13 protein-coding genes are annotated in these 11,563 nt (G+C 63.7%); 10 read left to right on the forward strand and 3 right to left on the reverse strand.

The features are described from left to right. Positions 1–400: 400 nt before the first annotated feature. Positions 401–610 carry a DUF397 domain-containing protein gene (locus OHQ90_RS06255; protein WP_328408169.1) on the forward strand — a complete coding sequence of 70 codons (210 nt, stop codon included), beginning with the start codon at positions 401–403 and terminating at the stop codon, positions 608–610. A 96-nt stretch (positions 611–706) separates the two neighbouring features. On the opposite strand, the gene qcrB is transcribed toward OHQ90_RS06255, so the two are convergent. Continuing rightward, positions 707–2,350 carry a cytochrome bc1 complex cytochrome b subunit gene (gene qcrB, locus OHQ90_RS06260; protein WP_328408171.1) on the reverse strand — a complete coding sequence of 548 codons (1,644 nt, stop codon included), beginning with the start codon at positions 2,348–2,350 and terminating at the stop codon, positions 707–709. Positions 2,351–2,527: 177 nt separating this feature from the next. Between qcrB and OHQ90_RS06265 the strand changes: the two genes are divergently transcribed. Further along, positions 2,528–3,958, forward strand: a complete 1,431-nt coding sequence (locus OHQ90_RS06265; protein WP_328412613.1) for a wax ester/triacylglycerol synthase domain-containing protein — start codon at positions 2,528–2,530, stop codon at positions 3,956–3,958. A 508-nt stretch (positions 3,959–4,466) separates the two neighbouring features. Here OHQ90_RS06265 and OHQ90_RS06270 read toward each other — a convergent pair. Beyond that, positions 4,467–4,889: a hypothetical protein gene (locus OHQ90_RS06270; RefSeq protein WP_328408173.1), complete on the reverse strand. Its 423-nt coding sequence runs from the start codon at positions 4,887–4,889 to the stop codon at positions 4,467–4,469. A 132-nt stretch (positions 4,890–5,021) separates the two neighbouring features. On the opposite strand from OHQ90_RS06270, the gene OHQ90_RS06275 reads away from it, so the two are divergent. From OHQ90_RS06275 to OHQ90_RS06310, 8 genes are all read left to right on the forward strand, one after another. Beyond that, positions 5,022–6,143 carry a CapA family protein gene (locus OHQ90_RS06275; RefSeq protein WP_442941332.1) on the forward strand — a complete coding sequence of 374 codons (1,122 nt, stop codon included), beginning with the start codon at positions 5,022–5,024 and terminating at the stop codon, positions 6,141–6,143. Positions 6,144–6,345: 202 nt separating this feature from the next. After that, positions 6,346–6,771 carry a hypothetical protein gene (locus OHQ90_RS06280; RefSeq protein ID WP_328408175.1) on the forward strand — a complete coding sequence of 142 codons (426 nt, stop codon included), beginning with the start codon at positions 6,346–6,348 and terminating at the stop codon, positions 6,769–6,771. Further along, a complete protein-coding gene (locus OHQ90_RS06285) occupies positions 6,768–7,067 on the forward strand; it encodes an SH3-like domain-containing protein (RefSeq protein ID WP_328408176.1) in 300 nt (99 codons plus the stop codon). Before OHQ90_RS06280 ends, OHQ90_RS06285 begins: the two co-directional genes overlap by 4 nt. Next, the gene (scnC, locus tag OHQ90_RS06290; protein WP_328408178.1) at positions 7,064–7,774 is read left to right on the forward strand and encodes a thiocyanate hydrolase subunit gamma; all 711 of its coding nucleotides are present in this window, start codon (positions 7,064–7,066) and stop codon (positions 7,772–7,774) included. The genes OHQ90_RS06285 and scnC overlap by 4 nt, the downstream gene beginning before the upstream one ends. Then, positions 7,771–8,100 (forward strand): ScnB, encoded by a 330-nt coding sequence (locus OHQ90_RS06295; RefSeq protein ID WP_328408180.1) that lies wholly within the window; start codon positions 7,771–7,773, stop codon positions 8,098–8,100. Before scnC ends, OHQ90_RS06295 begins: the two co-directional genes overlap by 4 nt. A gap of 83 nt (positions 8,101–8,183) precedes the next feature. Next, positions 8,184–9,341, forward strand: a complete 1,158-nt coding sequence (locus OHQ90_RS06300) for an NAD(P)/FAD-dependent oxidoreductase (protein WP_328408182.1) — start codon at positions 8,184–8,186, stop codon at positions 9,339–9,341. 252 nt (positions 9,342–9,593) lie between these two features. Further along, on the forward strand, positions 9,594–10,001 hold the full coding sequence (locus tag OHQ90_RS06305) for a hypothetical protein (RefSeq protein ID WP_328408184.1): 408 nt from the start codon (positions 9,594–9,596) through the stop codon (positions 9,999–10,001). Positions 10,002–10,320: 319 nt separating this feature from the next. Beyond that, positions 10,321–11,037 (forward strand): hypothetical protein, encoded by a 717-nt coding sequence (locus OHQ90_RS06310; RefSeq protein ID WP_328408185.1) that lies wholly within the window; start codon positions 10,321–10,323, stop codon positions 11,035–11,037. Between the two features lie 251 nt (positions 11,038–11,288). Here the strand turns inward: OHQ90_RS06310 and OHQ90_RS06315 are convergent, their stop codons facing one another. Further along, entirely contained in the window at positions 11,289–11,549 is a 261-nt protein-coding gene (locus OHQ90_RS06315) for a hypothetical protein (protein ID WP_328408187.1), read from the reverse strand. Positions 11,550–11,563: the final 14 nt, after the last annotated feature.

An 11,563-nucleotide genomic window follows, 5' to 3' on the forward strand; every position in this document is an offset into this window, starting at 1 on the left:
GCCTGTTGCGAAGCTGTCGAGGGAAGGGCGCCCTTGGTGATTAATTGACGGATCACGGAGTAATCACATCGGTGCAAAAGTTAGCGGTGTACGTGTTGTCCGAATGAATGTCACCGACCGGCAATGTCTCCGCAACATTTCATCTTCGCAAGATTGGCAAATGCGATGATTGAACCGGCAAGAGATCGGCAAATTATCGATGAACCTGCTAGTCTTTAGCCCGCGGGGGCAACCCCGGGGGTGTATTTCACCTCGAGCGCAGTGCGATCATGACGCACTGTGAAAGCGGCGCGCTACCACTAGGCGCACCACGGGATTCGGCGTTCCTGCCGAGTGCCGGTGCTAGTTAGAGCGATGTCATAAGAATTCTCGTTCTCGACGCAGCAAAGGAGCTAGTGCCGTGGAGGTTGACTTTACGGGCGCTGTGTGGCGCAAGAGCACACACAGTGGTCCCGACGGGAACTGCGTGGAAGTCGCATTTCTTGTCGACGGCAACGTAGCGGTTCGCGATACCAAGAACAACGGACGTGGTCCGGCGCTGGCATTCGCGCCGGGTGCGTGGGACGCATTCCTAACGGGAGTAGCAGCGGGGGAGTTCGGTCGCGCTTAACCGAAGTCGCGTCGAACCGGCCAGGACGGGCCCCGAGTCGAAAAGGACTTGGGGCCTTCGCGCTGCTCAGGGCTGATGTGCACACGTGGCGCCAACTCAGTGCGACCAGTGGCCGTTGCCCTCGTGGCTGTTGACCTGGTCCTGATACCGCCGCAGCACGGCGAGCTGCTTGCGCTCTTCCTCGTGCTCGACCGCCAGGTTGCGCTCGGACTCCGGCCGGGGGTCGGCGCGTAGGAAGGCGCCGGTGCCCGGTTTGCCCGCCGCACCGAGCTTGCTCATCTTCTTTGGTACCGGCGCACCTTGATACTCCAAGGGCATCGGATGGCCGTGGTCGTCCACCGGGCCGAGCGGCTGATGGATTTCGATGTACTCGCCGTGCGGAAGCCGCTTGATCACGCCGGTTTCCACGCCGTGTTCCAGCACCGCCCGGTCGCTGCGCTGCAGGCCGAGGCAGATCCGGTACGCGACGAAGTACGCGATCGGAGGCGCGATCAGGATGCCGATCCGGCCGATCCAGGTGGTCGCGTTGAGGGAGATGTCGAACTTGTAGGCGAGGATGTCATTGACGCACGAGAGGGTCAGCACCACGTAGAAGGCGATCACCATGGCGCCGATTGCGGTGCGCACCGGTACATCTCGCGGCCGCTGCAACAGGTTGTGGGAGACGGTGTCTCTGGTCAGCCGCTTCTCGATCCACGGGTAGGTGATGAGCAACGTGAACACCAGTCCCATGATCAGCGCGCCCCAGACCGGTGCCGGCACCGTGTAGCGGCCGAGATACAGCTCCCACGGCGGTATCAGGCGCATCATGCCGTCGGTCCACATCATGTAGAAGTCCGGCTGTGAACCCGCGGAGACTTGAGAAGGGTTGTAGGGGCCCATATTCCAGATCGGATTGATCTGCAGCAGGCCGCCCATGATCGCCACGATGCCGAGGGTGAAGGCGAAGTAGGCGCCCTGGTCCAGCGAGAAGACCGGCACAATGCGGGTGCCGACTACGTTGCGCTCGGTGCGACTCGGCCCGGGGAACTGGGTGTGCTTCTGGTACCAGACCAGCGCGATATGCGCGGCGATCAGCGCGAGCATGATGCCGGGGAACAGCAGCACGTGTGCGATGAACAGGCGCGGGATGATGATGTTGCCCGGATAGTCGCCGCCGAACATCAGCCAGTGCATCCAGGTGCCGATGATCGGTATGCCCAGCGTGATCGAGGAGAACGCCGCACGCAGGCCGGTGCCGGACAGGAGATCGTCGGGCAGTGAGTAGCCGAAGTATCCCTCGAACATCGCCAGGATGAGCAGCAGCGAGCCGATGACCCAGTTGGCCTCGCGCGGCTTGCGGAACGCACCGGTGAAGAAGACGCGGAAAAGATGCACGATGATCGACGCCGCGAACAGCAGCGCGGCCCAGTGGTGGACCTGGCGGACGAACAGGCCGCCGCGCACCTCGAAGGAGATGTTCAACGCGGTCTCGTAGGCCCGCGACATGGTCACGCCGCGTAGCGGCTGGTAGGCGCCGTTGTAGACAACCTCGGTCATCGATGGGTCGAAGAACAGGGTCAGGTAGACGCCCGACAGCAGCAGGATGATGAAGCTGTAGAGGGCGATCTCACCCAGCAGGAACGACCAGTGGGTCGGAAAGACCTTGTTGATCGACCGTTTGACGAATGCCGCAGCCCGGTATCGCTCGTCTGCGGCATCGGTTTGCGCGCTGAGCTTGCGACTTATCTGACCAGCCATGATCGACACCCCGCCCCTCGGTTGAGTGGGATTTTGTTCTACTACAGACGGTAGCAGAGGATCTGGTCGGAATCGATAGGTTCACCGAACGCCGCTGCGGAACAAGATCATTCAGCGCTTGCCCGCCCGCTCCGGCCGCCGCGAACAACAGCCGATATCGTTCGACGAGTGAGTTCGATGGCACCCCAGGACGCGACGATGTATTGGCTGTCGAGGCGCACTCACAATGATCTGTTCCTGCTGTATTGCTTCGCCGACTCCGGCCGTCCGGCCGCGGAGCTGCGTGCGCTGGTCGCCCGGCGCAGCGCGCACATACCCGACTTGCGTCATCGCTTACGCGAAGTGCCTGCGGATCTGGACTATCCATCGTGGATACCCTGTGATTTCGCCGCCGAGCAATTCATGGAACACGTACCGCCGGAATCGAATTGGCCGACTGTGTTGAAGGTGCTCGGCAAACTACTCGGCACCGTCCTGGACGCGACGGTGCGCCCCTGGCGATTGCACCTTTTCCGTGACGTCATCGGAGTGCCGGGTCGGCTGCCCGATGCGGGTCCCGCGACAGTGGTGGTGCTCCAGATGTCGCACGCCCTGGCCGATGGGCGACGGGCCGCGCAGATCGCCCGCGCGCTGTTCTCGGAGTCCGCTGCCACCGACCAGGAGCGCGCCGGCTCCCCGCCACGCACGCCGCTGCGGAGGTGGGTGCCGACCGGATCTGTGCTGCTCGATTCCGCTCGGACGGCTGCCGTGCTCGGGTTGCTGCGCACGCCCATCCAGGTGATGCGGACCGCCGTGCGCGGCTATCACGCCTACCGGTCGCAGCAGGAGCTGGCCGAACTCACCGCCACCGGGCAGGTGCCCGCGCCGGGGCCGGGCTTTACGCCCAGCCTGGTCAACCCCGCGACGGAGGTCGGCGATTCGGATCATCGAGTGCGCATGATCGTTTGCACGCCGGATCAGTTGCGCATCCCAGACCGGACGGTGACCGTGGTTGTTTTGACCGCGATATCGCTCGCGCTCACGCGCTACCTCGAATCGCGCGGTGCACAGGTGGATCGGCTGGGCGCGCAGGTGCCGATGGCGCTACCGGGGGTGTCCACACCCCGCAACAACTACCGCAGCCTCGGCGTCGACCTCTTCGTCGCCGAACCCGATATCCGCCTGCGCTCGCGTCGCATCGCCGATGCGCTGGGTGACCGGATGGCCCGCGCCGGGCATCCGCTGCTTGCCGCGCAAGACCGCGTCACCGCCGTCGTCCCCGCGACGCTATTGCGTCGCGACATCGATCGCTACCCGCTCGACACCGTCCCCGACTCGATCGCAGGCCACACCGTGGTCTCCAGCGTCCACCGCGGCCCCGCCGATCTCACTTTCGGCGGCGGCCGAGTCCTCTTCACCGCGGGTTTCCCCGCACTCGGCTCGGTCATGCACCTGACCCACGGCGTGCACGGCCTCAGCGAGGATGCCGAGGGTCGTGGCGCGACGATCACGATTTCGATCCACGCCGACGTGGCGGCGCTGCCGGATATCGATGTCTACTCGGACCTGCTGGTCGCGGCATTGCGTGAGATAGCGCATGCGCACGAGGCGGCCGACGAAGCCGGCTGATTCGGAATCCGGCAAGGTAGGCGACCAACAATGGGTCGATGCGGCTCGGACCCCGCCGCGTGCGGGCGCTGGCCTGTGCCCGAGGCTACCGTCGGTCTGGACCCGGACATGCAGTACTTCTACTCATGACCCGACTGGGTCCGCATGCTCGAATGTATTGGACGCCCGGATCTTTGACCCGGACGTCGCCGATCACCGCGGTACTCCGGATCGGCCGCACAGCAGGGGGCACGCGCATGTCGACACCGAATACCCGTTCGTCCGCGCATGTTTCAGTGGGTCAGTGGATTGCGCGAGCGATCGCCATCGCGGTGCTGATTCCGCTGCGTCTGCTCTGTGGGTCGACGTGAACATCGCGACGCCGATGAACAGGTGGGCCACCGAGATCGTGACGAGTGTTTTCGGCCGCTGATTCGTCGATACTGAAGTCCTGCCGCAGCACGGTGCCGGCGACTGGCAACCGGTCCATATATTCAGGGCCGGGCCTGTCGTTGAAATGCGCCGTCAGCTATCTGTGAGACCAGCCGTTGGGAGACATGGGGCTCCCGCCATAGTTCCAGCCATAGTTCTCGCCCTGCTTACCGCCCTGATTCTCGCCTTTGCTCCAGCCCTGGTCCCAGCCGTGGCCGCATTCTTCGTCCTTGCTGTCGCTGTCTTTTTCCTTGATCAAGCCCCATTGGCTTTCGCGATTGCACCATAGGTCGTCACTGTGACATTGAGGGTAATTCGTTTGCGCCACACCGGGTGTGAGCATTGGTGCCGCTATGGCAGGAATAGCTACCGCCAGTGTTGGAATCGCCGCCGCGGCTCCCGCCAGCGCAATATTGGCAAGTAGCCGGCATGCGCCGATGCTGTGGGTCCTGTTGATAATCATGATGCCTACTTCCGGCGAGTTCGTCGCGCAGACCAACTCGCCGATTGTCGAGCTCATTGACATTCCCCGACTTCCTGATTTTAAGACCGCGCCACCTGTCATCGCCAGCGCTGCGCGATTCTGTTTATTTCGGCACTGTGCCGGATCGCGGACCGGCCGCCCACATTACTGATTTCCAGAAATTCGGAAATGAACGACAATGGTGGTATGACGACCGTGCTGCTGGGCGGCGACGTCATGCTGGGCCGCGGGGTGGACCAGATTCTGCCGCATCCCGGCGATCCGAGGCTGCGCGAACGATACGTCGACGATGCACGGACATATGTGGAGTTGGCCGAACGTGCGAACGGCCTCTTTATCCGCCCGGTGGATTTCCGCCGTCCGTGGGGTGCTGTCCTGCCGATCCTCGCGCAGTTCGACCCCGACGTGCGGTTGATCAACCTGGAAACCGCGATCACCGCCGACGGCGCATTCGACCCTGCCAAAGGCATCCACTACCGGATGAGCCCGGACAACCTGCCGGTGTTGACAGTTGTCGCGCCGGTCGTGTGCGCACTGGCCAACAACCACATCCTCGACTTCGGTATCGAAGGCCTGGCCGACACCCTCGAAGCGCTCGATTCCGCGGGTATCCACCACGCCGGAGCGGGTGCGGATCTCGACAACGCCCTGGTCCCGGCGATATCAGAACTCGAGGGCGGACGTCGGGCGGTGATCGTCTCGGTCGCGGCGGGATCGAGCGGGGTTCCGGATTACTGGGCCGCATGTCGTGATCGGCCAGGGCTGTGGTGGGTCGGCAATTCGCCGAGTGTTCGTGCCGCCGACGAGGTGGCGGCAAATGTTTTGGCGCATAAGCGTGTTCGCGATATCGCTATCGTCTCCATACATTGGGGACCCAACTGGGGCTACGGGGTGGCACTGAGCGAAACGCAGTTTGCACATCGGTTGATCGATGCCGGCGTCGACCTGGTGCACGGGCATTCCGCACACCATCCGCGGCCGATCGAAATCTATCGGGGCAAACCGATTCTGTACGGGTGCGGCGATGTCATCGACGACTACGAGGGCATTCATGGCCATGAGCGGTACCGCACCGATCTTCGTCTGCTGTATCTGGTGACGATCGATATCGATGCGGTGGAAGTGCAAATGATTCCGCTGCGGGTTCGGCGCATGCGCCTCGAATCGGCCGCGCGCAGCGAATCCCGATGGCTGTGCGAGACCATCGAGCAAATAAGCCGCGGCTTCGGCACACGCGTGGCGATGCGGCACGACGACCTACCCGTGGTATTCAAGGACGCGAAACGCTGAGCTCGAGCACCCTTCAGCACAGCGATCTTGACGTGTACCCTTGGCAAGCGGATGACGCAATTGCGATAGGTGTCACATTGCCGCCGGTGTTTCCCACCTGCGGGATCATCGGCCAGCCGCTCCAGCGGTCGGCCATAGCCTGGTGTGCGCCGTATGTAATCACCCGGTCGGGAGATATCGGATCTGTCGCAACGGAGACCTCATGAGTTCACCGAACCGATTCGACGAACTTCAACATCGCGTCGCAGACATCGCTCCAGTGTTCCGTACCCCGCTGGATTCCCCGTACGAGATCTCGAACGCATTGTTTGCCGCTCTCCGTCACGTCCTGCACGACGTCGGCGGACAGCCGGATATGCCGGTCGAATACCAGGAAAAAGTCGAAGAACCCTGGGAGATGAACACTTACGTCACCTGCGAATGCCTCGGCTGGCGTGGCGTGTGGAATTCCGAGGAACGCCGCCGAGCCGAGAACGACCTCGGCGCGACGCTGTACTTCGGTCTGCCCTATTACGCACGTTGGGCGACTGTCGCCGCGAAGTACCTGATCAACAAGGGTTTGATCACCCCCGACGAGCTGTCGGCGAAATTGGACGAGGTACGCGCACGGATGGAGGCGCGGACATGACCAGGAAGTACGAGATCGGCGATCGCGTTCGGGTTCGGGACAAGACGTCGATGTTCCACACCCGCACCCAGGCGTACACCCGCGGGCGCACGGGCGTTGTCGTCGAACACCGGCCCGAGTGGGTGATTCCGGAGGACGAGGCATGGGGCCGCGACGACGGCCGCGTCGAACCGTTCTACGTGGTGCGGTTCCGCCAGATAGATCTGTGGCCCAAATACACCGGCTTCGCCGTCGACACCCTGGAGACGGAGGTCTCCGAGCGTTGGCTCGAGCACGCAGAGGAGGATGCCAAGTGAGTCAGACCCACGATCACGGGGCGCACGCAGCGATCCAGACGACCGGAGAGATCAGCGAGTTCGAGGTCTTGGAGACGGCGATTCGCGAACTCGCCATCGAAAAGGGCCTCTTCTCGCAGGAAGATCACCGACGCTTCTCCGAGTGGGCCGAATCGGTCGGTCCGCACGGCGGATCGAAATTGGTCGCGAAGGCGTGGACGGATCCGGATTTCAAGGCGCGCCTGCTCGCCGACGGTACCGAGACGTGCAAGGAGGTCGGCATCGACTGGCGTGACCCGACCGGCTCCGGAACGCCGAGCGACTACACGTACTTCTACGTGCTGGAGAACACGCCCGAGGTGCACAACGTGATCGTGTGCACGCTGTGTTCGTGCTACCCGCGCCCGGTTCTGGGTATGTCTCCGGACTGGTATCGCACCCCCAATTACCGTCGGCGCCTCGTGCGTTGGCCCCGCGAGGTGCTCGCCGAATTCGGCCTGCATTTTCCGCCCGACGTCGAGGTCCGGGTGCACGACTCGAACCAGAAGTCTCGGTTCATGGTGATGCCGATGCGGCCCGAAGGCACCGAGGGCTGGACGGAAGAGCAACTGGCGGCCATCGTCACTCGGGACACGATGATCGGCGTGGCATTGCCGCAGGTCGACTGGACCGCGCAGGCGCCGCCGGACCAGGCCGAGGCCGCCACGGGACGAGGTGGTCGGCAGTGACAAGCGGTCCGTACGAGGTTCTCCTGCACACATTGGACCCCGAGTCGCACCGGGAGAGCTCGCTTCCCGAACTCGACCGCAAGCCGGACCCGTGGGAGTCGAGCATGCAGGCGACGTGCGAATGCCTGTCCTGGCGCGGCACATTGGACAACCTGGAACGCCGCCATGTCGAGGATGCACTCGGCGAGACGATCTACCACGGCTTCCCCGTGCGAACCCGATCGGTAGTCGTGACGGCCCACACGCTGATGGATCGCGGACTGATCACCCCGGAGGAGTTGCAGGCGCGAATGGAGGTGATTCGGGCGCGGTTCAACCGGGAGTAGCGATGATGCCCGCGCCGACAACACGGCTCGAGAAATAGCCCGATCATGACTCGTCCAACCGCTGCTGCATCGTGGGGTGCGCAATGTCGATCGCCGACAACGTTCGAAAGCCAACGGTGCTTATCCTCGGCGCCGGCTTCGGCGGGCTGGAACTCGCCGCTTGCCTGTCGGAGTCACTGCCAGAGGCGGACGTAGAACTCATCGACCACAACGAGGGGTTCACGTTCGGTTTCACCAAACTGGACATCCTTTTTCGCGGTCGGACACCGGAATCCGTCCGCATCCGCTACGCCGATCTCGCCTGTCCCGGCGTCGAGTTCCGACAGGAATCGGTGACGTCGATCGACCCGCGGACCCGCCGTGTCGTCACCGATGCCGCCAGCTATGAACCGGACTTCCTCGTCGTCGCGTTGGGCACCGATTACGACCCGGCCGCCACCCCGGGGTTCATCGAGGACGGCCACGAGTACTACTCGATCCAAGGAGCTTGCCGACTCCGCGATCGACTGGCCCTTTTCGACGGCGGAACCATTGTGACCGCGGTGTTGAGTGTGCCGTTCCAATGCCCGCCCGCACCCTACGAGGGCGCGATGCTCTTGCACGAGCTGCTGACGCGGCGTGGCCTTCGCGACCGCACCCGAATGCACATGCTCACCCCCATGGACTCACCGATTCCCGTCTCCGCGGACACCTCTGCCGCGCTCGTCGAGGCGCTCGCCCGACGGGGGATCGACTACTCCCCGGGAACGCGGGTCCATGCGCTCGACCCGAAGCACCATGTCGCGGCCACCGACGCCGGTGACCTCGCCTACGACCTGTTCATCGGCATCCCGACGCACTGTGTTCCGCCCGTGGTCGAGGCATCCGGGCTGACCGTCGGCGGCGCCGACGGCTGGATCCACGTCGACCCGCGCACGCTCGCCACCCGGTATCCGGGCGTCTACGCGATCGGTGACTGCGCGGACGCGCCGGTCCCACGAGCCGGCGTGTTCGCCGAGGATGCCGCCCGCACGGTGGCAGCGCACATCGGTGCACGGTTGCACGGCACGCCCGATCCCGAGAAGTATCTCGGCCGCGGCTCCTGCTACATCGAATTCGGGGACGGCCTCGTCGGCAAGGTCGACGCCGACTTCCTTTCCGGGCCCACACCGATCGCACCGTTCGACCCGCCCTCGGCCGAACTCGCGATCGAGAAAGCCGAATTCGCCGCCACGCGGATTCGGCGCTGGTTCACTTCGTGAGCCGAATGGCTCCGACGGGCTGCTCGAGCCGCTCACCGGAGACCTCGCTCGGAAACACCCCCACACAGAACAGTCCCCGGTAGTCTCCATCGACTCCATGAACTTCAGCCGTCGCTCGAAGCTCCGGTATTCGATTGGCTTGCCGGGGGCCTGGCCAGATCCTGGAAAAAGGGTCAACGCCTACGACAGACGTCTCTGCCGACAGTGCGGCTCTCTCCGGTGTTCCGGTGTAATGATTAGTCTCCTCCGGATTTGCGTCCAGTCAATACCCTGTACGCCCTGAATATGGCCATATCGCTCGGCCGAACGATCGGCTCGCGGACGTCAGCCGTCGGAGTCGGCGATCACCGGCAACGCTGGGCGCTGGGCCTGCCGAGCAGCTCGCCGAGATCGCTCTTCGTGCGGGTCGGGAAGTCACCCGCGATCGTGGAGTACGTCGAGACCACAGATGGGATCTGTCAGCCGGGAGGGCTGCCGGGAGTCGGGATCTCACAGCGCTTGCTGACGCTGACCCTGCGCCGACTCGAACGCGACGGTCTCGTCGATCCGACGGAGTCCCGACCGTCCCGCTCAGGTCGGGTACCCACCGACAACCACGGGCCACAGCTGACCTTCGTGTTCGGGGCCCGTCGCCGAATGGGCGGCCGAACACCGCAATGAGGTGGTGCGGCGCTCGCAAGGGGCTTTGCGAAGTGCTGACCTGGACGCGATATTTGCGTTTCATTAACGGCCGCACCTCGATTCGATGATCGGCATGGTCGTCGAGCGCCAATCGACGGTTGCCAAAATTTCGCTGGCGAGTTGACCCTAAATCAGGGTGTCTTGTGAATCTGCTGGTACGAACGTCGAGTTGACTCGAAGCCTCGCTGTGTGCGGAATTTTTGTCTCTGGAGCTAACGGTCGGGTACCGGTCCGGATGCATCGGAAGATTGGCAGTTCTTAACGGCAAAAATGATTGCCGGCCTCATAGGCTGGGCTGATGGTGCAGCCGACTCCATGGCAAGCAAACAAGATTCGCTATCGGAAGGTCGATACGCCGAGCACTGTACAACGCATTGTCTCGCAGCGCAGGGAAGAAGTTGCGAAGGTTCTGGCATCGCTTCGAGGGAACTGGGGTTACCTGTGCGCCGCGGTCGGGAGCATCATCACGTTCCGCATGCTGTTCAAGCCGTGGCTTACCGCTTCCGGCACCGACGGCCAGATCAGCGCCGATCCGTTCGGTGGGCTTCAGATATCCACATCACTGGCGAGCCTCTGGTCCGGATCGCCGCCGCCCGCCGCGGATGTCAACGGCACCTGGGGCGTACTCGCCAGCACGGCCAGTGCCGTGACCGTCTTCGCCGTACTGGTGAACCTTCGGGCACGCACCAAGGTGCTTTCCTATGTCGCGGTGGGTTCTTCGGTAACACTGGCGCTTCTCATAGTCGTCGTGGTGGCCCATTTGAACAGCAAGGCGGCCGAAGTGAAACGCATGGTCGGATACGGATCCGCCCGGGATGCGGGTACCCAGGTCGGGCTACTGGTTCGCTGGGCTACCGGCAACGGCCAATACCCGGTGCCTGGCATGCGTCAGGTCGCCTATGCCACTGCGAGTCTCACGACCTGGGCATGGCTCGCCGGTGCCATCTCCCTCATCTCGGCCCTGATCGCCATCGCCCAGTGGATTCGAGGGCGGACCACCGGACCAGCCGCCTGACCGTCGCGGCACCGAGCCATCGCACGTGCGTGTGGAACCGCCGAACACATTGCCGCACTGTTCAACTCGCCTTCATCCCGTCGGATGTTTCGCAACCGCTGGTGTTGCCGTCGCTGTCGCGATCGGCGTCGTAGGCGATGTCGCGGCCGCCTGTCATCCAGATCGTGCAGGGCGCGTCCCGAGCCGGGATCACTGCGTTGACCGCGTGAGGCTGCTCGGTCGATCGCCACCGCCGGTGGTGCGGTGCGGTGCTATTCGGCGCTCGCCTCGCGAATGTGCCTGTCGACGAAGGAAGGCGAGTGTTCCGGCAAATAGCCGCCGCGGCGGAACCGATCCAACCCGGGTTCGGTGTCGAGTTCTGATCGCAGCCCGGGATTGCGCAGGTAGAACATGAGCTGATGGTAGACCCGGGTGGGGTCGGTGCGGAGAGCCTTGTGGGCGATGTCGATGGTCCGGTAGCCGGTATCGGCATCGCCGGTGACAAGGGTGGTGGCGTTGATTCGGCTGGGCACGGCCTGGGAGGTCC

It is taken from the genome of Nocardia sp. NBC_00403 (genome assembly GCF_036046055.1).
Classification (GTDB): domain Bacteria; phylum Actinomycetota; class Actinomycetes; order Mycobacteriales; family Mycobacteriaceae; genus Nocardia.